At 70.8% G+C, this 21254-nt stretch carries 21 protein-coding genes; 8 read left to right on the top strand and 13 right to left on the bottom strand.

What is annotated here, in order from left to right; translation table 11 throughout:
• Positions 1 to 103: 103 nt before the first annotated feature.
• The 11 genes from argF to OG917_RS26520 all read right to left on the bottom strand — a co-directional run bounded on the left by argF (position 104) and on the right by OG917_RS26520 (position 12180).
• Complete coding sequence (gene argF, locus OG917_RS26570) at positions 104 to 1111, bottom strand: ornithine carbamoyltransferase (RefSeq protein ID WP_328320278.1); 1008 nt, start codon at positions 1109 to 1111, stop codon at positions 104 to 106.
• Positions 1112 to 1173: 62 nt separating this feature from the next.
• Positions 1174 to 2400 carry an arginine deiminase gene (locus OG917_RS26565; protein ID WP_328320276.1) on the bottom strand — a complete coding sequence of 409 codons (1227 nt, stop codon included), beginning with the start codon at positions 2398 to 2400 and terminating at the stop codon, positions 1174 to 1176.
• Positions 2401 to 2488: 88 nt separating this feature from the next.
• Positions 2489 to 5230, bottom strand: coding sequence for a polynucleotide kinase-phosphatase (locus OG917_RS26560; RefSeq protein WP_328320274.1), 2742 nt, complete (start codon positions 5228 to 5230; stop codon positions 2489 to 2491).
• On the bottom strand, positions 5227 to 6687 hold the full coding sequence (locus OG917_RS26555; protein ID WP_328320272.1) for a 3' terminal RNA ribose 2'-O-methyltransferase Hen1: 1461 nt from the start codon (positions 6685 to 6687) through the stop codon (positions 5227 to 5229). The genes OG917_RS26560 and OG917_RS26555 overlap by 4 nt, the downstream gene beginning before the upstream one ends.
• A 43-nt stretch (positions 6688 to 6730) precedes the next feature.
• On the bottom strand, positions 6731 to 7645 hold the full coding sequence (gene mmuM, locus OG917_RS26550) for a homocysteine S-methyltransferase (RefSeq protein WP_328320270.1): 915 nt from the start codon (positions 7643 to 7645) through the stop codon (positions 6731 to 6733).
• Between the two features lie 8 nt (positions 7646 to 7653).
• Positions 7654 to 8574: an LLM class F420-dependent oxidoreductase gene (locus OG917_RS26545; protein ID WP_328320268.1), complete on the bottom strand. Its 921-nt coding sequence runs from the start codon at positions 8572 to 8574 to the stop codon at positions 7654 to 7656.
• A gap of 105 nt (positions 8575 to 8679) precedes the next feature.
• Positions 8680 to 9141, bottom strand: a complete 462-nt coding sequence (locus tag OG917_RS26540; protein WP_328320266.1) for a DUF6099 family protein — start codon at positions 9139 to 9141, stop codon at positions 8680 to 8682.
• A gap of 122 nt (positions 9142 to 9263) precedes the next feature.
• Complete coding sequence (locus OG917_RS26535) at positions 9264 to 9614, bottom strand: nucleotide pyrophosphohydrolase (RefSeq protein WP_328320264.1); 351 nt, start codon at positions 9612 to 9614, stop codon at positions 9264 to 9266.
• The gene (locus OG917_RS26530; protein ID WP_328320262.1) at positions 9611 to 10735 is read right to left on the bottom strand and encodes an AAA family ATPase; all 1125 of its coding nucleotides are present in this window, start codon (positions 10733 to 10735) and stop codon (positions 9611 to 9613) included. Before OG917_RS26530 ends, OG917_RS26535 begins: the two co-directional genes overlap by 4 nt.
• 56 nt (positions 10736 to 10791) lie before the next feature.
• Positions 10792 to 11187, bottom strand: a complete 396-nt coding sequence (locus tag OG917_RS26525; RefSeq protein WP_328320260.1) for a cell division protein SepF — start codon at positions 11185 to 11187, stop codon at positions 10792 to 10794.
• A 114-nt stretch (positions 11188 to 11301) separates the two neighbouring features.
• Positions 11302 to 12180, bottom strand: a complete 879-nt coding sequence (locus OG917_RS26520) for an ABC transporter substrate-binding protein (RefSeq protein ID WP_328320258.1) — start codon at positions 12178 to 12180, stop codon at positions 11302 to 11304.
• A 476-nt stretch (positions 12181 to 12656) separates the two neighbouring features.
• Here OG917_RS26520 and OG917_RS26515 point away from each other — a divergent pair, with 476 nt between their 5' ends.
• On the top strand, positions 12657 to 12989 hold the full coding sequence (locus tag OG917_RS26515) for a cupin domain-containing protein (protein ID WP_328320256.1): 333 nt from the start codon (positions 12657 to 12659) through the stop codon (positions 12987 to 12989).
• 66 nt (positions 12990 to 13055) lie between these two features.
• Here OG917_RS26515 and hypB read toward each other — a convergent pair whose 3' ends face one another.
• The gene (hypB, locus tag OG917_RS26510; protein WP_328320253.1) at positions 13056 to 13910 is read right to left on the bottom strand and encodes a hydrogenase nickel incorporation protein HypB; all 855 of its coding nucleotides are present in this window, start codon (positions 13908 to 13910) and stop codon (positions 13056 to 13058) included.
• A 3-nt stretch (positions 13911 to 13913) separates the two neighbouring features.
• The gene (locus OG917_RS26505) at positions 13914 to 14243 is read right to left on the bottom strand and encodes a hydrogenase maturation nickel metallochaperone HypA/HybF (RefSeq protein ID WP_328320251.1); all 330 of its coding nucleotides are present in this window, start codon (positions 14241 to 14243) and stop codon (positions 13914 to 13916) included.
• Between the two features lie 350 nt (positions 14244 to 14593).
• On the opposite strand from OG917_RS26505, the gene OG917_RS26500 reads away from it, so the two are divergent.
• The 7 genes from OG917_RS26500 to OG917_RS30670 are packed head-to-tail and all read left to right on the top strand — an operon-like array spanning position 14594 to position 21252.
• The gene (locus OG917_RS26500; protein WP_328320249.1) at positions 14594 to 15649 is read left to right on the top strand and encodes a hydrogenase expression protein HypE; all 1056 of its coding nucleotides are present in this window, start codon (positions 14594 to 14596) and stop codon (positions 15647 to 15649) included.
• 34 nt (positions 15650 to 15683) lie between these two features.
• A complete protein-coding gene (locus OG917_RS26495) occupies positions 15684 to 17477 on the top strand; it encodes a nickel-dependent hydrogenase large subunit (protein WP_328320247.1) in 1794 nt (597 codons plus the stop codon).
• Positions 17477 to 18421: a NifU family protein gene (locus OG917_RS26490; RefSeq protein ID WP_328320245.1), complete on the top strand. Its 945-nt coding sequence runs from the start codon at positions 17477 to 17479 to the stop codon at positions 18419 to 18421. The genes OG917_RS26495 and OG917_RS26490 overlap by 1 nt, the downstream gene beginning before the upstream one ends.
• On the top strand, positions 18418 to 19071 hold the full coding sequence (locus tag OG917_RS26485; RefSeq protein WP_328320243.1) for a DUF5947 family protein: 654 nt from the start codon (positions 18418 to 18420) through the stop codon (positions 19069 to 19071). The genes OG917_RS26490 and OG917_RS26485 overlap by 4 nt, the downstream gene beginning before the upstream one ends.
• On the top strand, positions 19068 to 19724 hold the full coding sequence (locus OG917_RS26480; RefSeq protein ID WP_328320241.1) for a DUF6084 family protein: 657 nt from the start codon (positions 19068 to 19070) through the stop codon (positions 19722 to 19724). The genes OG917_RS26485 and OG917_RS26480 overlap by 4 nt, the downstream gene beginning before the upstream one ends.
• Positions 19721 to 21136 (top strand): hypothetical protein, encoded by a 1416-nt coding sequence (locus OG917_RS26475; RefSeq protein ID WP_328320239.1) that lies wholly within the window; start codon positions 19721 to 19723, stop codon positions 21134 to 21136. Before OG917_RS26480 ends, OG917_RS26475 begins: the two co-directional genes overlap by 4 nt.
• A complete protein-coding gene (locus OG917_RS30670; RefSeq protein ID WP_443059019.1) occupies positions 21133 to 21252 on the top strand; it encodes a DUF6893 family small protein in 120 nt (39 codons plus the stop codon). Before OG917_RS26475 ends, OG917_RS30670 begins: the two co-directional genes overlap by 4 nt.
• Positions 21253 to 21254 lie beyond the last annotated feature (2 nt).

Below are 21254 nucleotides of genomic sequence, written 5' to 3'. Positions count from 1 at the left end.
CAGCAGCACACAGCAAAGTGGGGTTCGAGCGTGCGAGCCCGAACCCCACCAGGAGGTGCCATAGTAGCCACCCCGGCGCATATTCACCCAATTGGGTGTATGGCTATTCCCTGTCCGCCAGGGTGGCGACCATGACCGCCTTGATCGTGTGCATGCGGTTCTCGGCCTCGTCGAAGACCACCGAGTACTCCGACTCGAAGACCTCGTCGGTGACCTCCAGCTCGCTCAGTCCGAACTGCGCGTGGATCTCCCGCCCGACCCGGGTACCCAGGTCGTGGAAGGCGGGCAGGCAGTGCAGGAACCTGACCCGCGGGTTGCCGGTGGCGCGCAGCACGTCCATCGTCACGGCGTACGGTGCCAGCGCGGCGATGCGCTCCGCCCAGACCTCCTTGGGCTCCCCCATGGACACCCAGACGTCGGTGACGACGAAGTCGCAGCCCTCGACGGCCTCGGTGATGTCCTCGGTGAGCGTGACGGTCCCGCCGCTCGCCGCGGCCAGCTCGCGCGCCCGCCCGACGATCTCAGCGGCGGGCCAGTAGGCCCGGGGAGCGGCGATCCGGACGTCCAGGCCCAGCAGCGCACCGGTGATCAGATACGAGTTGCCCATGTTGAAGCGGGCGTCACCGAGGTAGGCGAAGACGATCTGCTCAAGCGGCTTGTCGCTGTGCTCGGTCATGGTGAGCACATCGGCCAGCATCTGGGTGGGGTGCCAGTCGTCGGTGAGGCCGTTGTAGACGGGGACCCCGGCGTGCGCGGCGAGCTCCTCCACCTGCGGCTGGCTGTCGCCCCGGTACTCGATGGCGTCGAACATCCGGCCCAGCACCCGCGCGGTGTCCTTGAAGGACTCCTTGTGCCCGATCTGCGACCCGGAAGGGTCCAGGTAGGTCGTCGAGGCGCCCTGGTCGGCTGCCGCCACCTCGAAGGCGCACCGCGTCCTGGTCGAGGTCTTCTCGAAGATCAGGGCGACGTTCCGGCCGCGCAGCCGCTGCACTTCGGTGCCCGACTTCTTGGCCGCCTTGAGCTCGGCCGCCAGCTCGACCAGAGCGCGGAACTCCTCCGCGGTGAAGTCGAGCTCCTTGAGGAAGTGGCGGCCTGCGAGGTCTATCGCCATGGTGGCTGCTCCTGGGTCCCGAAGGCGGGACGGGTTGGAATTCTATGCGTATGAACGCATCACTATACGGCATCCCGCTGGACCGGACAGCTCATGCACCGCGGCCCTCCCCTGCCCCGCCCCAGTTCGCTGCCGGGGATCTCGATGACTTCGATGCCCTCCTTGCGCAGATGTGTGTTGGTGGTGAAGTTCCGCTCGTACGCCACGACCACCCCCGGCTCGACGGCGAGGACGTTGCACCCGTCGTCCCACTGCTCGCGCTCCGCCGAGTGCACGTCCTGGGTCGCGGTCAGCACCCGGATGCCGCCGAGTCCCAGCGCACCGGCGATGGCCTGGTGCATCTGCTCCGGCGGGTGGTCGGTCACCTTCAGCTCCGTCTCGTTGCCGCCCGGTTCGATGGTGTACGAGCGCAGCATCCCGAGCCCCGCGTACTGGGTGAAGGTGTCCCCGTCCACCATCGTCATCACGGTGTCCAGGTGCATGAAGGCCCGCCGCTTGGGCATGTCGAGCGCCACGATGGTGCGCGCCGATCCGGCCGCGAACAGTCCGCGGGCCAGCATCTCGACGGCCTGCGGGGTGGTCCGCTCGCTCATGCCGATCAGGACCGCGCCGTTGCCGATGACCAGGACGTCACCGCCCTCGATCGTGGACGGGTAGTCGACCTGCCCCTGTGACCAGTGGTGGAAGGCGCCGGACCCGGTGAAGAGCGGATGGTGCCGGTAGATCGCCTCGAAGTGGACGGTCTCGCGCTGCCTGGCCGGCCAGCGCATCGCGTTGATCGAGACGCCGTCGTAGATCCAGGCCGAAGTGTCGCGTGTGAAGAGGTGGTTGGGCAGCGGGTCCAGGAGGAAGTCGTCCAGGTCCATCACATGGAAGCGGACCGAGACCGGCTCCCGGTACCGCTCCAGGAACTCCCGTTTCGTCATCCCGCCGACCAGTACCTCCGCCAGGTCGCCGACGGACAGCTCGTCGAAGACCGTCCGCAGATGGTGGGTGGCGAGCGGGCCGTACTCCTTCTCGTCGAAGACCCGGTCCAGGACGAGGGTGCGGGCCTCGGGCACTTCCAGCGACTCCCGCAGCAGGTCGTCGAAGAGATGCACCTCCACGCCCCGCTCACGCAGTACGCCGGCGAAACCGTCGTGCTCCTGGCGGGCGCGGCGCACCCACAGCACGTCGTCGAAGAGCAGTGCGTCCTTGTTGCTGGGGGTCAGCCGCTTCAGTTCCAGACCCGGCCGGTGGAGGATGACGCGGCGCAGCGGCCCCGTCTCGGAGTCGACATGGAATCCCATGTCCCCCATCCTGTCCCCGCCCGGCCCCGCTCACCCCCGTAAGGCGGTGAGCGGGGCGTGTCCGGCCGTACCCTCCCGGCGGTGCCCCTCAGAGCCGCGGGTCGACGGGCTCCGACTCCAGGGCCAGTACGGCGAAGACCGCCTCGTGGATCCGCCAGAGCGGTTCGCCGTCCGCGAGCCGGTCCAGCGCCTCCAGGCCCAGGGCGTACTCGCGCAGCGCGAGGGAGCGCTTGTGACCGAGGGAGCGCTGGCGGAGCCTGGCCAGGTGGTCCGGGCGGGTGTACTCGGGGCCGTAGATGATCCGCAGGTACTCCCGTCCGCGCACCTTGATCCCGGGCTGGACGAGCCGCCCCTTCCCGTCGCGCACCAGCGCCTGCAGCGGCTTGACGACCATGCCCTCGCCGCCGCGTCCGGTCATCTCCAGCCACCAGTCGGTGCCCGCGCGGACGGACTCCTTGTCGCCGGTGTCGACAACGAGCCGCCGGGTGGTCTGCAGGAGGCCGCTCTGGTCGTGCTCGACGAGCCGGTCGAGCCAGGCCAGCTGCTCGTCGTGCGGCACCGCCGCGAGCGAGCGGCCCTCCGCGGCGAGCAGCTGGAACGGTGCGAGCCGCACCCCGTCCAGGCCGTCCGTCGTCCAGCAGTAGCGCCGGTAGGCCTCGGTGAAGGCGACCGCGTCGTCCGCCCGCGCGCGCTGCCCTTCGAGCAGCCCGCCGACCTCCACACCCCGGGCGGCGGCAGCTTCCAGCGCCCCGAGGACGTCCGGGAAGACGGCGCGGGACGCGGCGCCCACCGCCGCGTACTGCTTGCGCAGCAGCCCGGTCGCCTTGAGCGACCAGGGCATCAGCTCCGCATCGATCAGCAGCCAGCCGGTGGACAGCTCGTCCCAGAGCCCCGCGTCGGTGACGGCCGTGCGCAGCCGCCCCAGGATCTCCTCGGTGACGCGGGGGTCGTCGAAGAACGGGCGGCCGGTCCTGGTGTGCAGCGAACCGGTCGGGCCGGACACCCCGAAGCGTTCCCGCGCGGTCCCGGCATCCCGGCAGACGAGCGCGACCGCGCGCGAGCCCATGTGCTTCTCCTCGCACACGACCTTCGCGACCCCGTCCGACCTGTACTGCGCGAAGGCCTCGGCGGGGTGCTCCAGATAGCCCTCCAGGTGCGAGGTCCCCGTCGGGGACATGGTCGGGGGGAGGTAGGCGAGCAGCCGCGGGTCGACCGCGAAACGGCTCATGACCTCCAGCGCCGCGGCGGCGTTCTCCTCCCGGACCGAGACCCGGCCGGTGTGCCGGGTCTCCACGACACGGCGGCCGGTGACGTCGGCGAGGTCGAGCGGACGGCCGTCGTGACCGCCCGGCGCCTCACTGGTGAGCGGGCGGGCCGGCTCGTACCAGACCTGTTCGGCGGGGACGTCGACCAGTTCGCGCTCGGGCCAGCGCAGCGCCGTCATCCGTCCGCCGAAGACCGCGCCGGTGTCCAGGCAGAGGGTGTTGTTGATCCAGCTGGTGCTCGGTACGGGCGTGTGCCCGTAGACGACGGCGGCGCGGCCCCGGTAGTCCTCGGCCCACGGGTAGCGCACGGGCAGCCCGAACTCGTCGGTCTCGCCCGTCGTGTCCCCGTACAGCGCGTGCGAGCGGACCCGGCCCGAGGTGCGGCCGTGGTACTTCTCGGGCAGCCCGGCGTGGCAGACGACGAGCCTCCCACCGTCCAGGACGTAGTGGCTGACGAGTCCGTCGATGAACTCCCGCACCCGCTCGCGGAAGTCCGGGTCCCGCGCGTCCTCCTTCTCCAGCTGCTCGATGGTCTCGGCCAGCCCGTGGCTGTGCTGGACCTTGCGGCCCTTGAGGTAACGGCCCAGCTTGTTCTCGTGGTTCCCGGGCACACAGAGCGCGCTGCCAGCGGCGACCATCGCCATGACCCGGCGCAGCACCCCCGGGCTGTCGGGCCCCCGGTCCACCAGGTCTCCGACGAAGACGGCGGTGCGGCCTTCGGGGTGCACCCCGTCCGCGTAGCCGAGCCGGGTGAGCAGGGTTTCCAGCTCGGAGCTGCAGCCGTGGATGTCGCCGATGATGTCGAAGGGGCCGGTGAGGTGGGTGAGGTCGTTGTACCGCTTCTCCAGGACGACTCCGGCCGTCTCCACCTCTGTCTCGCCGCGCAGGATGTGGACCTTGCGGAAGCCTTCGCGCTCCAGGCCGCGCAGGGAGCGCCGCAGCTCGCGCCGGTGCCGCTGGATGACATGGCGGGGCATACCGGCCCGGTCGGGGCGTCCCGCGTTGCGCTCCGCGCAGACCTCCTCGGGGATGTCGAGCACGATCGCGATGGGCAGTACGTCGTGCTCGCGCGCCAGCCGCACCAGCTGCCTGCGGCTCTCGGACTGCACGTTCGTCGCGTCCACCACGGTCAGCCGGCCGGCGGCCAGCCGCTTCCCCGCGATGTAGTGGAGGACGTCGAAGGCGTCGCCGCTGGCGCTCTGGTCGTTCTCGTCGTCGGCCACCAGGCCGCGGCAGAAGTCGGAGGAGATGATCTCGGTGGGCTTGAAGTGCCGCCGCGCGAACGTGGACTTGCCCGCTCCGGTGGCCCCGACGAGGACCACGAGGGAGAGGTCGGTCACCGGGAGAACCCGCCCTCGGCCGGGCACATGGCTCCCGGCGGCCGTGCCGGGTCCGGTGGCGCTGTTGGGTTCGGCGGCGCCGGTGGTGCCGGTGGATTCGGTGGTGCCGTGGTTCGCGCTGGTGCTGCTGACATCCGTGTCGCCGGTGTCCGTGCCGCTGGTGTCCGTGCCGCTGGTGTCCGTGCCGCTGGTGTCCGTGCCGCTGGTGTCGCCGGTACCGCTCATGCCGCTTTCGCCTCCTTCGGGGCCATGGTGAATATCGCCATCTGGGTCGGCGGACCGACCTCGGGGTCGTCGGGGCCCACCGGCCTGAACTCCACGCTGTATCCGTGCCGTTCGGCCACCTCCGCGGCCCAGCGCCGGAACTCCGCGCGGGTCCACTCGAAACGGTGGTCGGCATGGCGCGCCTGCCCGGCGGGCAGGGTCTCCCAGCGCACGTTGTACTCCACGTTCGGCGTCGTCACCAGGACGGTCTGTGGCCTGGCGGCCCCGAAGACCGCGTACTCCAGTGCGGGCAGCCGCTCCGGGTCCACGTGCTCGACGACCTCGCTCAGCACCGCGGCGTCGTACCGCTTGAGCCGCTTGTCGGTGTACGCGAGAGAGCCCTGGATGAGCTTCACCCGGGCCGCCCGGCGCTCGCCCAGCTGGTCGAGGCGGAGCCTGCGGGCCGCGATGTGCAGCGCCCGCATCGACACATCGACACCGACGACTTCGGTGATGCGGGCGTCCTTCAGCAACTCCTGCACCAACTGGCCCTGGCCACAGCCCAGATCGAGCACCCGGCCGGCACCCGCCGTGCGCAGGGCGTCCACGATCGCGGCCCGCCGCTGCGCCGCGAGCGGTACCGGCGTCTCCTCGGTGTCCACCGTCTCGTCGACGGCGTTGTCGATCGACTCGACCTCGGTGTCGTCGGCCTCCGCGAGCCGCACCAGCTCCAGGGCCTCCATCGCCTGCCGGGTCAGCCCCCAGCGCCGCGAGAGATAGCGGCTGGTGATCAGCTTCTGCTCGGGGTGCCCGGCCAGCCAGCCCTCGCCGGCCCGCAGCAGTTTGCCGACCTCGTCCGGTGCCACCCAGTAGTGCTTGGCATCGTCGAGGACAGGCAGCAGCACATAGAGCTGCCGCAGCGCGTCGGCGAGCCGCAGCTCACCCTCGAGCACGAGGCGTACGTACCGCGATTCGCCCCACTCCGGGAACTTCTCGTCCAGGGCGACCGGCTCGGCCTTCACCCGCTCCCAGCCGAGCGGGGCGAAGAGTCGGTGGACCAGGCCCGGGCCGCCCCTGGCCGGCAGCGCGGGGATCTCGATCCGCAGCGGCATCGGGGCGGCGGCCCGCTCCGGGAGCGCGGTGCACACACCGCGCAGGGCGCTCTTGAAGACGGTGGTCACGGCGACCGCCAGCAGCGAGGACGCGGCATACGGGCGGTCGTTGACGTACTGCGCGAGCGCGGAGTCCGGAGCGCCGCCGCGCCCCTTGCCCCGGCCTCGCCGGACCAGCGCCACCGGGTCCACCTCCAGCAGCAGCGCGGCCGTGCAGCGCTCGGCGGTGGCCTCCGGGTAGAGGACGTGCGCCGTGCCGTGCGAGGTGGAGAACGCCTGCGCCTTGCCAGGGTGTTTGTGCAGCAGGAAACCGAGGTCGGTGGCGGGACGCTCTGGGGTGCCGGTGGTGCTGATCGTCAGGAACACGGGTCCGAGTATCGCCCGCTTGCGCTGCCCCGACCAGAGGTTTTCATCCGCTCAGGGGCGGTGTCCTGAGCCGCGCCAGCTCCGCGATCCCGTCCGGGCCGACCCGGCAGCAGCCGCCGACCAGTCCGGCCCCTGCCAGCTCCCAGCCGCGTACCCGGCCGGCCGCGAAGGTGGCGCCGCCGTGCCAGCCGCGGCGCTCCGCGTCCCACTGCTCACCACTGTTCGGATAGACCACCACGGGCTTGCCGGTGACCGAAGCGGCCAGCTCCACGGCCCGGTCCGCGTCCCGGGGGTCACAGCAGTTCACCCCCACGGCGACGACCTGCTCCCGGTCCGCCGCCAGCGCGAAGGCCTCTGCCAGCGGCTGCCCGGCCCGGGTCCGCTCCCCCGTGATGCTGTACGAGAGCCAGACCGGCGTCCCGCAGCCGCCGGCCGCCCGCAGCAGCGCCTGTGCCTCGTCGGTGTCCGGCACTGTCTCCAGCGCGAGCACATCGGGCCCCGCGGCGGCCAGTGCCTCGATCCGCGGCCGGTGGAAACGCTCCAGCTCCCCCACCGAGAGCCCGTACCGCCCGCGGTACTCGCTGCCGTCGGCGAGCATCGCACCGTAGGGGCCGACGGATGCGGCGACCCAGACCTCCCGGTCCGCCGTCGCCGCGGCCTCGCGGGCCAGCCGGACACTGCGGGCCATCAGCCCTGCGGCCTCGGCCCGGCCCGCCCCGCGCCGCGCGAAGCCCTCGAAGGTGGCCTGGTAGCTCGCCGTGATGAGCACCTGGGCACCCGCCCGTACATATGCCGTGTGCGCCGCGACGATCTGCTGCGGATCGTCGGCGAGCAGCCGGGCCGACCAGAGCGCGTCGGAGAGATCGCAGCCCTGTGCCTCCAGCTGGTTGGAGAGCCCGCCGTCGAGGACGAGGACCTGCTCCGTGAGTGCTGCGGCGAACGTACGGACGGGGCGCACGGTGGCTCCTACTTCAGCTGGGAGAGGACCTGCGAGGAGATCAGTTCGAGGTGATCCAGATCGTCGAGGTCCAGCACCTGGAGATAGACGCGCGAGGAGCCGATCGCCTCATAGCGGCCGATCTTGTCGACGACCTCGGCGGGCGAACCGCCGAGCCCGTTGGCCTTCACATCCGCCGTGTCCCGGCCGATGGCGTCCGCGCGGCGCGCCACCTCGGCGTCGTCCTTGCCGACACAGACGACCAGTGCGTTGGAGTACACCAGGTCGTCCGCCCGCCCGGCCGCCTTGGCCGCGGCCGCGACCCGCCCGAACTGCCGCTCGCTGTCCTCGATCGAGGCGAAGGGGATATTGAACTCGTCGGCATACCGTGCGGCGAGCCGCGGGGTACGGGTCGCCCCGTGTCCGCCGATCAGCACGGGCACCTTCGCCTGGGCGGGCTTGGGCAGCGCGGGCGAGTCCGAGAGCTGGTAATACGTACCGTCATAGCTGAAGGTCTCACCGGTCCGGGTCTCCCAGAGCCCGGTGATGATGGCCAGCTGCTCCTCCAGACGGCCGAACTTCTCCTTGGGGAACGGGATGCCGTACGCCCGGTGCTCCTCCTCGAACCAGCCTGCGCCCAGGCCCAGTTCGACGCGGCCCCCGGACATCTGGTCGACCTGCGCCACCTGGATGGCGAGGACACCGGGAAGCCGGAACGTGCCCGCTGTCATCAGCGTCCCGAGACGGATCCGCCGGGTCTCGCGGGCGAGACCCGCCAGTGTGATCCAGGCGTCGGTGGGGCCGGGCAGGCCGTCACCCGACCCCATCCGCAGATAGTGGTCCGAGCGGTAGAAGGCGTCGAAGCCGAGGTCCTCGGTGGCCTTGGCGACGGTCAGCAGCGTGTCATAGTCGGCCCCTTGCTGGGGCTCGGTGAAGATTCGAAGATCCATGCATCCATCCTGCACCTTCACCCCTCCCGCAGCGCCTCCCGCACGGCCCGGCCGGCCGGTGTCCCGCGATTTCCCGCGGTACCGGAGGACTTCACCCGGCACGCGCTACCCCGGAGCCCTCTCCGCGTCGCGCTCCTCCAGCTTCCGCAGCATTCCGCGCACCCGGTCCCCCGACTCGTCCGCCGCGTCCATGGCCTCGATGCACTGCCAGTAGACCGCCTCCTCCTCGGTCCCGCAGGCGACACTCACCAGGGCCATGCCCACCTCGCCGAGCAGCACCCCGAGGGCCGTCAGCACCTCGCGCACATCGGACACTTCGGTCAGCTGCGCCGCGCGTATCAGCCCGCCGCGCACGGTCGGCACGTCGAGCGCCCCGCAGCCCCGGCCGCCCGATTCGCCGAGCGCCCGCGCGTCGGACCGCAGCTCCTGCGGACCGCGCATCGCCAGATGCCCGCCCACGGCGCCCGAGAGCGCCTGCGCCTGCCAGGCCTCCACCATGGTGTCCAGTTCCGGAAGGCTCCGCGCCAGAGCATCCCGGCTGATCGCAATGAGCCGCACCCCGTCCATCCCAGTCCCCGTTCGTATGACTTACCGTCTCCCCTTTCATTACCCAGCGTGAAGGAGGATGGACCATAAAGCCAGGGGAATTCGGAAATCTGTGGACGCAAGACGCATTGTTGATAACTCACTCACTCCGGAGAGTGACGATCCACGGAACGCTTCGCCGGGAAACGTGTCTCATTTCGGTCAATTTTGTCCGAAAGTGCCGCAAGAAGATCGATCCCCAGGACCTCGCAGAACTGCAGCAGATACGCCAGGACATCGGCGGCCTCGTCCCTCACCCGGTGCGCCGACCCGGGGTCCTCCATCACCCGGGCCGACTCCTCGGGCGTCAGCCACTGAAAGATCTCGACCAGTTCGGACGCCTCGACGCTCAGCGCCGCCGCCAGGTTCTTGGGCGTGTGATAGGGCTGCCACTCACGTGCCACGGCGAACTCGGCCAGCCTGCGCTGCAATTGCGCTACATCCAGTTCTGTCACACGCCCAGGTCTACCACTGAGACACCCTCAAGATCGCGGGCCCACTGCGCGTGCGCCGCCGTGCCCACCACCCTGATGTGGCCCTGGCCGCAGATCGCCGCGGCGAGCGCGGCCAGCTCCCGTGCCTGCCGCGGATCGAGCGAACGGTCGAAGCCGTCGGCCAGGACCGTGAGCGACTGCATCGCGGGCGGCACCTCGCCCGCGGGATCCACCGCCAGCACCCCGGGACCGGTCAGCAGCACCAGGGCGAGCGCCAGATAGCGCAGCTCACCCTCGCCCAGCCGCTCCACCGGTGTCCCCGCACCGCCGCCCCGGCCGAGCACCGCCCGTACCCGCCCGTCCTTCAGCTCCTCGGCCGCGAGCCCCGCGACCGGGCCCACACACCCCGCACGCGCCGCGGCCACCAGCTGACGGTGCCGGTTCCCGCACTCGGACTGGGTGCGGTAGAGCACCGATGCCAGGTTGTCGCACCCCCGCCGGAGCAGCCCCGCGCCCGCGGCCACCGGACGCCGCATCCGGTGCGGCTGGGGGTCGCAGGCGAAGACCGAGCGCAGCGCCACCACCACCTGCTCGGCGGCGGCCAGCACCTTCAGCTGGCCTTCCGTCTTGCCCGCGACCCGCAGCGGGAGCAGCGCGGTCCCCATCCGGTCGTCGGGGAGCGGCGCCCGGGTCACCGGGACCGTGCCCGCCGTGTGCCAGGCGGCCTGCACGGTCCTGCGCGCGGGGTCGCGCAGCGCCGTGGAGAGCAGCAACTGGCCTTCCCCGGTGAGTCGTTCGCCGACCACGCGCAGTTCGGGTTCGGCCTGCACCGCGAGGTCGAGCTGTACGGGACCGGCCGGACCGTCCACGGTGCAGCCGATCCGGAACCCCCGCCGCCCCTGTGCGTCCGCGCAGGCCCGCTCCGGGACGCAGCTGCCCGGATCCTCGAAGACCTCACCGAGCTCGTCCCCCGCGCCGAGCCGCGCCAGCGCCTCGTACACCTGGAGGGCGCTCGTCTTACCGCTCCCGCTCGCCCCCGTGAACAGGGTCAGCGGGGCGAGCGGAAAGGCGGCGCCGCGGTGCGACTTGAAGGCGGAGAGCCGCAGTTCGGTGACGGTGGGGCGTGCGTAGGTTGCGTCCATGGTCCGGACGGTACGCACGCGTCACGGTGGCGAACCGTTCCGTCTGCCCGACCTTCCTACGATCGGGGGACTGCGGTCGCTGCGATGCCCTCCACCTCCGTGCCGGCCGGGGCGAGCAGGAAGACGTTCTTGTCGACCCGGTGCATCCCGCTGCCGAGCCCGAAGACCACACCGCTGCTGAAGTCCAGGATGCGCTTGGCCACTTCGGTCTCCGCCCCGGTCAGGTCGAGCAGCACCGGCACCTGCCCGACGAGGTACTCGGCGACCTCCCTTGCGTCCGCGAAGACCTGGACGCGCAGCACCACGAAGCGGCGCTGCTCGGCCGCGTACTCATGGGGGATCGTCTCGTGATCGACTCGCGAGGGCCATTCGTTGCGTCCCCGCAGCGGTACTACCTGGGCGAGCCCCTCCCACTGTTCGTCGGTGACGTCGTACTCGTCGTACCTGCTCACCGGACCACCTCGGCTGGGCTTTCTATCTGCATCAGCCAATTCTGACCCCCTTCACCCGTTCGGCCCAACACCGACACGGATGAGTGCCCGTCTGAGCGCCGGGTGTGAGCGCACTCACTCCGCGGCGACGGCCTCCAGCGCTCCCGCCACCGAGGTGAAGAAACGGCTGTGGGACCGCGCGCTCGCCGGGGATTCCGGATTCCAGGGCAGGACCCGGGCCCCGCCGGTGAGGCGCATCCATGCCTCGATGCCGCTGAGTTCGCTGACGGGCACCGCATTCGACCTGATATCGACGAGCACCACACCGGCCCGCAGCTCCGCCGCCTCCGCCCAGCCGACGGTCGCCCAGTTCGCGCCCGCGCCATCGGGCGGCCGCACCGTGCTGACGCCGTGCCCGGCCAGGGCCCGCAGTTCGGGCCAGGCGTCGGGGCGGGCCAGATGCACCTGGTCGGGGCCGGCCGGCGAAAGCGCCAGGATCCCCGGCCGGGAGGGTATCTCCGCCGCCGCGCGCAGCCGTTGCGCTGCGGCGTCCAGCAACTGTTCCTGGTCCCCCTCGCCGGCGGCGCCCAGCGAGCGGGCGAGCGCGTCGAACCTGCCCCTGATCCCGTCCAGGGTGTGGTTCTGCCCCACGTCGAGGACCACGAAGGGGACCTGCTCCTCCAGATGCTTGGCGGTGTCCGGGTCCAGTCCGTACACCTGGCCGCCGCCGTAGCTGACCGCCACCACGAGATCCGGTTCGCCGCTCAGCAGCGTGTCCGTATCCAGCGCGCTGCCCGCCCCGAGGTAGCGGAGATCACCGGCCGGCAGCGAGCCCGCCTTCGCCGGGTCGGCCGCCGCGCCGTCGTGGAGCGAGCCGAACACCGCGTGCGGGGCGAGGCCGTGGTCCCACAGCGTGGCTCCGGCGCGGATGTACGCCGTCACCCGCGTGGGTGTCCGCCCGGCCGTCGACAGCTGTCCACGGTCGTCCGAAAACTGCCAGCCAGCGTGTTCCATGACGTTTCGCTCCCCCTCCGGGTCAGCACCGTCCGGCCTTCCGGGCGCCGCACATCCGTACCTGCCCAGCTCTGGTGTACGGCATTCGGGGTGAGGCGCCCCACGTCCGGGAATCGTGCCCGCTCCGGTACCCGGCAGCGGATGAGTACCGGTACTCACGCCCCGGCAGCCCTGCCCGGGCAGCCTGGAGGCAGAGGGGAAACACGGGCGTGGGCCGGATCCTGCTCACCGCACCGGCAAGTATGTTCCTGCTGCTGCCCGGCGTCGGAGGACCTCCGGCCTCTGTGGTGCTTGCGGCCGCGGCCCTGGTCAACTCGACGGTCAGAGGCCTGATCGTACGCCGGGCCTGCGGACCCGGACACGGCCGCGGCGCCGGCCCCGGCGCGGCGCCGGCCCGGTGAGCTGCGGCGCCCCACCGGGGCTCCGCCCGGTCCCTTCCGCGTTGCCCGGGCGGGCGGATGCGGGAGAATGACCGCATGCAGAGACTCTCTCTCGAAGCCCTGGCCCGCCAGCAGATCGAGCTGGCGGCCACGGCCGGTGGCGGTCACACAGCGGACACCGTCTACGGCGGTCATGAGAAGGTCCTGCGCCAGACGGTCATCGGGATGACGCGCGGCTCGCACCTCGCCGAGCACGAGAATCCGGGCGAGGCCACGGTGCAGGTGCTGCGGGGCCGGGTGCGTCTGACGGCGGGCGAGCTGTCCTGGGAGGCCCGCCAGGGCGATCTGATCTTCGTGCCCGACGGCCGCCACCGGCTGGAAGCCCTGGAGGACTCCGCGCTCCTGCTCACCGTGGCCAAGCTCCCCTGACGGGCACGGTCTCCGCCGCGGCCGTCACGGGGCAGGCGCCCGCCCCGTGACGGTTCTGTCGCCACGTCAGCTCAGCAGCGCCGGATCGTCCAGTGCCGCGACCCAGTCGTACCACCGGTCCATCCCCTCGCCCGTCGTCGCGGACACGGTCAGCACCTGTACGTCCGGGCTGACCGAGCGCGCGTACGAAGTGCACAGGTCCACGTCGAAATCGACATGGGGCAGCAGATCGATCTTGTTGATGAGCACCAGGTCCGCGGCGCCGAACATATAGGGATACTTGAGCGGCTTGTCCGTGCCCTCGGTGACCGAGATGATCACGATCCTGCTGCGCTCCCCCAGGTCGAAGAGGGCCGGGCACACCAGGTTCCCCACGTTCTCCACGAGGACCAGCGACCCCGGCTCCGGCGCGAGGGTCTCCAGCGCGCCCTGCATCATCTCCGCGTCGAGGTGACAGCCGGCGCCGGTGTTCACCTGCACGACCGCGCATCCGGCCCGCTTGATGCGGTCGGCGTCGAGCATGGTCTCCTGGTCGCCTTCGACCACGGCCACCGGACGGCGCCCGGAGAAGTCCCTGATGGTGCGCTCCAGCAGGGTGGTCTTGCCCGCCCCGGGGGAACTCATCAGGTTCACCGCCAGGATGTGCCGCTCGGCGAGCCAGGCTCGGTTGCGCTCCGCCCGGAGCTCGTTCTTGGCGAGCACCCGCTGCTCCAGGGTGATCGTCTCCCCGCCGCCGGACACGCCCTCGTGGGCGTGCCCGTGCCCCGGCCCGTGGCCGTGGCCGTGGTCCCGCACGCCGCCGTGCTCGTGCTCGTGCTCGTGCTCGTGGTGCGGGTGGCCGGCCGCCCCCGCGTGGTCCTCGCGGGGCAGCGCGATCCGCGTGCCGCCGCCCTCTTCGCCGCAACCGCAGGTACCGCACATGGGTCAGCCCACTTTCATCGAGATGATCTGCAGTTCACGTCCCGACGTGATCTCCACGTCGGCGCTGCCGCACGGGCAGAGCAGCACGGGGTCGGTCAGCGTGAACTCCTGTGCGCACGCGCGGCACCGCCCCGCTCCCGGGGGCTGGTCGATCTCCAGCCGGGCGCCTTCGGCCACCGTGCCCTCCGTGACCAGGTCGAAGCAGAACCGCATCGACTCCGCCACGACCGCGGTGAGCACGCCGACCCGCACACTGACCGTGCGGACCGGTCTGTCCCCGGCACGTTCGCAGACCATGTCGACGACGCTCTGCGTGATCGACAACTCATGCATCTCTGCCTCGCTCCCGCGTCGGTGGCACGACCGTAGGACCTGAAACGGGCACGCGCCTCTTACCGCCGATTCGACCGGCTCTATTGCCTGTCCGATTCATTCGACCGGCGCAATGAGCGAACGGTTCGCGACCGGAATGAATGACGGGTGGCCGGGCCTCCGGCTCGCGCTCCGCGATTACTGCGCCGAATGCTGTGAACGGGCAAACCCGAACGGATTTCTTCTCGCGTTGACAGGGCGCATATGCCGGGCCTAGATGGTAGCAATGTGAGCGAAACCACACGCGAGAGCCAGGCGCCCCGATCCTTCGCTGACCGGAATGGGCACGCCGGCCCTGGAAGGCGGCAGCTATGCCGACAGAAGCAGCGGTAAAGGCCGAAGAAACCCTGATCCACGTGCTCTGGATCAATGCCGGGCTCAGCTGTGACGGCGATTCCGTGGCCCTGACGGCGGCGACTCAGCCCAGCATCGAGGAGATCGCCCTGGGGGCGCTGCCCGGCCTCCCCCAGGTCGCGGTGCACTGGCCGCTCATCGACTTCGAGTGCGGGCCGAACGGCGGGGCCGACGACTTCCTCGAATGGTTCTTCAAGGCCGACAGAGGAGAGCTGGAGCCGTTCGTGCTGGTCGTCGAGGGGTCGATCCCCAACGAGCAGCTGCACGCCGAGGGCTACTGGTCCGGCTTCGGCAACGACCCCGCCACCGGGCAGCCGATGACCACCAGCGAGTGGATCGACCGGCTGGCGCCGAAGGCCACCGCGATCGTCGCGGTCGGGACCTGTGCGACGTACGGCGGCATCCACGCCATGTCGGGCAACCCGACGGGCGCGATGGGGCTCCCGGACTATCTCGGCTGGGACTGGAAGTCCAAGGCCGGAATTCCGATCGTGTGCGTCCCCGGATGCCCGATCCAGCCGGACAACCTGTCCGAGACACTCACGTATCTGCTGTACATGGCCACCGACCAGGCCCCGATGATTCCGCTCGACGACGCGCTGCGCCCCACTTGGCTCTTCGGGCAGACGGTGCACGAGGGCTGCGACAGGGCCGGTTACTACGAGCAGGGCGATTTCGCAACGGAATACGGATCGCCGAAGTGCATCGTGAAACTCGGCTGCTGGGGACCCACAGTCAAGTGCAATGTGCCGAAGCGCGGCTGGATGAACGGTATCGGCGGCTGCCCCAATGTCGGCGGAATCTGTATCGGCTGCACCATGCCCGGGTTCCCCGACAAGTTCATGCCCTTCATGGACGAGCCGCCCGGCGGCAAACTCTCGTCGAACGCGGTCGGGCTGTACGGGGCGACCATGCGCCGGCTGCGTCACATCACCACTCACACGCTGGACCAGGAGCCGAAGTGGCGCAGGCCCGGCAGGACCCTCACGACCGGTGCCACCCGCACCTGGTGACCGACCGCAACGGACAGAAAGATGAGGCGGCGCAATGACCGCGACGCAACGCAGGGGTGGCAGCGGGAAGCAGGGCAAGGACGACCTTGTCGAGATGGCGTGGGACCCCATCACCCGCATCGTCGGCAGCCTGGGCATCTACACGAAGATCGACTTCAAGCAGAAGGTGGTGGCCGAGTGCCACAGCACCAGCTCCATCTTCCGCGGCTACTCGGTCTTCATGAAGGGCAAGGACCCGCGCGACGCGCACTTCATCACCAGCCGCATCTGCGGGATCTGCGGGGACAACCACGCCACGTGTTCCTGCTACGCGCAGAACATGGCGTACGGCGTGAAGCCGCCGCACATCGGTGAGTGGATCGTCAACCTCGGCGAAGCCGCGGAGTACATGTTCGACCACAACATCTTCCAGGAGAACCTGGTCGGGGTCGACTACTGCGAGAAGATGGTCGCCGAGACCAATCCGGGGGTGCTGGAGCAGGCCAACCGCACCCCCTCGCCGCACGCCGAGGCCCACGGGTACAAGACCATCGGCGACATCATGCGCTCGCTGAACCCGTTCACCGGGGAGTTCTACCGTGAGGCGCTCCAGGTCAGCCGGATGACCCGGGAGATGTTCTGCCTCATGGAGGGCAGGCATGTGCACCCCTCCACGCTCTACCCGGGCGGCGTGGGCACCGTGGCGACCGTGCAGCTGATGACGGACTACATCACGCGGCTCCAGCGCTATGTCGAGTTCATGAAGAAGGTCGTGCCGATGCACGACGACCTCTTCGACTTCTTCTACGAGGCCCTGCCCGGCTACGAGCAGGTCGGCAACCGGCGCATCCTGCTGGGCTGCTGGGGCTCGTTCCAGGACCCGGAGTACTGCAACTTCAAGTACCAGGACATGACCGAGTGGGGACGGAAGATGTACGTCACCCCCGGTGTGGTCGTGGACGGGAAGCTGGTCACCACCGACCTGGTGAAGATCAACCTGGGCATCCGGATCCTCCTCGGCTCGTCGTACTACGGCGACTGGGAGGACCAGGAGACGTTCGTGACCCACGACCCGCTCGGCAACCCCGTCGACCGCAGGCACCCCTGGAACCAGCACACCAACCCGCAGCCGCAGAAGCGGGACCTGGACGACAAGTACAGCTGGGTCATGTCGCCGCGCTGGTTCGACGGCAAGGACTACCTGGCGCTCGACACCGGCGGCGGCCCGCTGGCCCGGCTGTGGACCACCGCGCTGGCCGGGCTCGTCGACATCGGGTACATCCAGGCCACCGGCAACAGCGTCAAGATCAACCTCCCCAAGACCGCGCTGAAGGGCCCGGTCGAGCTGGAGTGGCACGTGCCGAAGTGGAGCAACACGATCGAGCGCAACCGGGCGCGCACCTACTTCCAGGCCTACGCGGCCGCCTGCGCACTGCACTTCGCGGAGAAGGCACTGGTGGAGATCCGCGCGGGCCGGACGAAGACCTGGGAGAAGTTCGAGGTCCCCGAGGAGGGCGTCGGCTGCGGCTTCACCGAGGCGGTGCGCGGAGTCCTCTCGCACCACATGGTGATCCGGGACGGCAAGATCGCCAACTACCACCCGTACCCGCCCACCCCGTGGAACGCGAGCCCCCGCGACACATTCGGCACACCGGGCCCCTACGAGGACGCGGTGCAGGGCCAGCCGATCTTCGAGGAGAACGACCGGGAGCATTTCAAGGGCATCGACATCATGCGTACGGTGCGCAGCTTCGACCCCTGTCTGCCCTGCGGAGTGCACATGTATCTCGGTGAGGGCAAGAAGCTGGAACTGCTGCACTCCCCCACGCAGTCCGCGGGCAGCGAGTGATGGCACAGGAGACCGTGGCCGGGCCCGCCGACTGGCGGGCCACCGGCGACCGCATCGACACCCTGATCGCCGCCAGCGCCGCCGGCGGCGCCGTCGCCCGGGAGCGGAGCGAGGAACTGGTCCGGCTCGTCACGGACTTCTACGGCGCCGGGCTCGAACGGCTGCTGGACCTCGTCCACGAGCACGGCCGGCTGGACGACGGGGTGCTCGCGGCCCTCGCGGACGACGATCTGGTGGCCAGTCTGCTGCTGGTGCACGGGCTGCACCCGTACAGCGTGGAGACACGGGTCGAGGAGGCGCTGGCCGGCGTACGGCCGTATCTCGGCTCGCACGGTGGCGATGTGGAGCTGCTGGGCGTCACCGCGGACGGCGTGGTGACGCTGCGGCTGCTCGGCAGCTGTGACGGCTGTCCCTCGTCGTCGGCCACGCTCAAGCTGGCCGTGCAGAGCGCGGTCGAGGCGGCCGCCCCCGAGGTCACCGGCATCGAGGTGGAGGCACCGGCCGGGAGCGGGACGGGGGAACCGGGCCCGCTGGTCACGGTGGACTCGCTGTTCTCCAGGCTCCACGAGGCGGCGTCGGCGCCGGGCGACGGCGCTCCGTCCTGGGAGACGGTGCCCGGGCTCGACGCCCTGGAGCCCGGCGGCGTACAGCACTTCACCGTGGGGACGATCCCGGCGCTGGCCTGCCGGATCGGCGCCGACCTGTTCGCGTTCCGTGACTGGTGCGCACGGTGCGAACGGTCCCTGGAGGGCGCAGCCCTCGCCCGCAGGCTGGGCGGCGGGTCCGGGGACGCCGTGCTGCGGTGCCCCGGCTGCCACGCGCACTACGACGTACGGCGGGCCGGTGCCTGTCTCGACGCGGAGGGGCTGCATCTCGACCCGCTGCCCCTGCTCATGGACGGTGCCGCGGTCTCCGTCGCGGTGCCGGGGCCGGTCTCCGCGTGAGCGCCCCCGGGCGTACCGCGACCCCGGTGTCCGCGCTGCGGCGGATCACCCGCAACCGGCCGCAGCGCGCGGCCGGAGAACGCTGCGAGATGTGCGCGGAGCCGGTGGCCCCCGGGCACGCGCACGTGGTGAACCTGGAGAGCCGGGCGCTGATGTGCAGCTGCCGGCCCTGCTATCTCCTCTTCACCGGGGAGGACGCGCGGCTGCGGTACCGGGCGGTGCCGGAGCGGTACGTCCGCTTCGACGGAGTGCCGCTGGACGCACGGGCCTGGGACGAACTCCAGATCCCGGTGGGCCTGGCGTTCCTCTTCCGCAATTCGGTGCAGGACCGCACGGTCGCGTTCTACCCCGGGCCCGCCGGGGCCACCGAGTCCGAACTGCCGCTGGACGCCTGGGACACGGTCGTCGCCTCCGCGCCCGCACTGGCGATGCTGCGTCCGGACGTCGAGGCGCTGCTGATCCGCCGCCCGGGGACCGGGGACGGTTCCTGCCACCTGGTCCCCATCGACGCCTGCTACGAGCTGGTGGGACGGCTGCGGACGCTGTGGCGCGGCTTCGACGGCGGCAAGGAGGCCCACGCGGCGATGGACGGCTTCTTCGCGCAGGTACGGGACCGCAGCAGGGCCGCCTCCGCCGGGGAGGTCGCGTGAGCGGCACGGACTTCTCCGTACTGGACTTCTCCGTACTCGACGTGGTGGCCGAACCGTACTCTGCCGCGCCCCGGTTGACGGCCCGGCTGCGGATCGAGGAGAGCAGCGGGGAGCGTATCCACGCGATGGTGCTGCAGTGCCAGGTGCGCATCGAACCGCAGCGGCGCTCCTACGACGCGGCCGAGGAGGAGGAGCTGCGCGGGCTGTTCGGGGAGCGCGCCCGGTGGGCGGACACCCTCCGGCCGTTCCTCTGGATGCAGTGCAACACCACGGTCCAGGGGTTCACCGGAGCCACCGAGATCGACCTCGCGCTGCCCTGCACCTACGACTTCGACGTGACCGGCTCGCGGTATCTGCACGCCCTCGGCGAGGGCGCGGTCCCGCTGACGCTGCTCTTCTCGGGCACCGTCTTCACCAAGGGCAGCGCCGGTTTCGGGGTGCGGCAGGTGCCCTGGGACTGCGAGGCGCGCCATCCGATGCCCGTCGCCGTGTGGCGGGAGCTGATCGCCGCCCACTTCCCCCACTCCGGGTGGATCAGGCTCGACCACGATGTCATCGCGGAGTTCGCCGGCTTCCGTGCGCGGCACGGCCTGATCAGCTGGGAAGAGACGGTCCACACCCTGCTGGCCGAGACCGGAGAGGTGGTCCCGTGACCCCCGTGAACGCCCTGGGCCTGGAGCACGTCCGTACGGTCGCCGACGCGGTGCTGTACGAGGGGTACCTCCTGTACCCGTACCGTGCCAGCTCCCACAAGAACCGGTCCCGCTGGCAGTTCGGGGTCCTCGGCCCCCCGTCCGCGGCGCCGTCCTGCTTCGGCGAGGAGCCGGACATGGCGATGGAGTGCCTGCTGGAGCCCGAGGGGCCCGCGGCAGTAACCGTTCATCTGCGCTTCCTCCAGGTGCAGGTCCGTGAGGTGCAGCGGCTCGGGGCCGACGGCGGGCACACCCCGGTCGCGGAGCTCACCGTGGCAGGTGCTCAGGTGCTGAGCTGGGAGGAGGCGGTGGAGCAGGAGATCGCGCTGCCCGCGCTCTCCCTGGCGGAGCCGGCCGATGTGCGGCGCACGGTGCCCGGCGGCGAGGACGTGGAGCAGCTGACGGACACGGACGGCAGGCCGGCCGGCCGTATCGTACGGCGCAGAGTGCCGCTGGACGTCCGGATCAGGGTGGGCGCCACGGCCGACGAAGGTCTGCTCCGGCTGTCGCTGTCCGTGGCCAACGAGCATCCGGGCACGGCCGGTTCCAAGGACGACGCGATCCGCAGCTCGCTGATCGGGGCCCATCTGATCCTGCGGGCGCACGGCGGCCGGTTCGTCTCGCTGCTCGATCCCCCGGCGCACGCGGCGGCTGCCGCCGCACGCTGCCGCCAGCGCAGGTGCTGGCCGGTCCTGGCCGGCGCCAAGGGCTCGGACGACACGGTCCTGGGCGCGCCGATCATCCTCTACGACCACCCGGAGGTGGCCGAGCAGAGTCCGGGCGCGCTCTTCGACTCCACCGAGATCGACGAGATCCTGACCCTGCGGGTGATGACGATGACCGAGCGGGAGAAGGCCGAGGCACGGGCCACCGACCCCCGGGCCAGGGAGATCATCGAGCGCTGTGACTCCATGTCGCCTGCGGACCTCCAGCAGCTGCACGGGCTGCTGCGTGACCCGCACGCGGTCGCGGCGCCGGATCCGCCGCCGGGCGCCGGTGCCGGGGACGGTGAGCCGCCCGCGTTCGACACCGGCGGGGCGCCCTGGTGGGACCCCGCTGCGGACGCGAGCGTGTCGCCGGGGTCCGACGCGGTCCTGATCGACGGCGTCAGGGTCTCCCAGGGCAGCCTGGTGCGAGTCCATCCCTCGCGCCGCGCCGACGCCCAGGACCTCTTCTTCGCCGGCCAGGTGGCGCGGGTGACCGCGGTGCTCTCCGATGTCGACGGCGGAACGCATGTCGCCCTGGTACTCGTCGACGACCCCGCGGCGGACATGCACGACTGGTACGGCCGCTACTTCTACTTCGCCCCCGACGAGCTGGAGCCCCTGCCCGCCGGGACCACCCCCGAGAACCGAGAGGAGAGCCCATCGTGAGGACCCTTGGCGTGATCACCGCAGTCGCGGGCGCAGCCCTGGCGGCTGCCGCAGTGGCCCTGGGAGTGCAGTCCATTCCGGACATCCGCCGGTATCTGCGAATGCGTTCGATGTGAGC

Origin of the sequence: Streptomyces sp. NBC_00388 (assembly GCF_036061255.1) — a bacterium.
In the GTDB taxonomy this organism is placed as follows: Bacteria; Actinomycetota; Actinomycetes; order Streptomycetales; family Streptomycetaceae; genus Streptomyces.
Note: the sequence above shows the minus strand (reverse complement) of the source record. Positions and strands in the feature narration are given on the sequence as shown.

What these genes read in the sequence shown, in the direction of transcription:
- argF (WP_328320278.1), bottom strand. Translation starts at nt 1,111, where the DNA reads ATGGCGATAGACCTCGCAGGCCGCCACTTCCTCAAGGAGCTCGACTTC.
- OG917_RS26565 (WP_328320276.1), bottom strand. Translation starts at nt 2,400, where the DNA reads ATGGGATTCCATGTCGACTCCGAGACGGGGCCGCTGCGCCGCGTCATC.
- OG917_RS26560 (WP_328320274.1), bottom strand. Translation starts at nt 5,230, where the DNA reads ATGAGCGGTACCGGCGACACCAGCGGCACGGACACCAGCGGCACGGAC.
- OG917_RS26545 (WP_328320268.1), bottom strand. Translation starts at nt 8,574, where the DNA reads ATGGATCTTCGAATCTTCACCGAGCCCCAGCAAGGGGCCGACTATGAC.
- OG917_RS26540 (WP_328320266.1), bottom strand. Translation starts at nt 9,141, where the DNA reads ATGGACGGGGTGCGGCTCATTGCGATCAGCCGGGATGCTCTGGCGCGG.
- OG917_RS26530 (WP_328320262.1), bottom strand. Translation starts at nt 10,735, where the DNA reads ATGGACGCAACCTACGCACGCCCCACCGTCACCGAACTGCGGCTCTCC.
- OG917_RS26520 (WP_328320258.1), bottom strand. Translation starts at nt 12,180, where the DNA reads ATGGAACACGCTGGCTGGCAGTTTTCGGACGACCGTGGACAGCTGTCG.
- OG917_RS26515 (WP_328320256.1), top strand. Translation starts at nt 12,657, where the DNA reads ATGCAGAGACTCTCTCTCGAAGCCCTGGCCCGCCAGCAGATCGAGCTG.
- hypB (WP_328320253.1), bottom strand. Translation starts at nt 13,910, where the DNA reads ATGTGCGGTACCTGCGGTTGCGGCGAAGAGGGCGGCGGCACGCGGATC.
- OG917_RS26505 (WP_328320251.1), bottom strand. Translation starts at nt 14,243, where the DNA reads ATGCATGAGTTGTCGATCACGCAGAGCGTCGTCGACATGGTCTGCGAA.
- OG917_RS26500 (WP_328320249.1), top strand. Translation starts at nt 14,594, where the DNA reads ATGCCGACAGAAGCAGCGGTAAAGGCCGAAGAAACCCTGATCCACGTG.
- OG917_RS26495 (WP_328320247.1), top strand. Translation starts at nt 15,684, where the DNA reads ATGACCGCGACGCAACGCAGGGGTGGCAGCGGGAAGCAGGGCAAGGAC.
- OG917_RS26490 (WP_328320245.1), top strand. Translation starts at nt 17,477, where the DNA reads ATGGCACAGGAGACCGTGGCCGGGCCCGCCGACTGGCGGGCCACCGGC.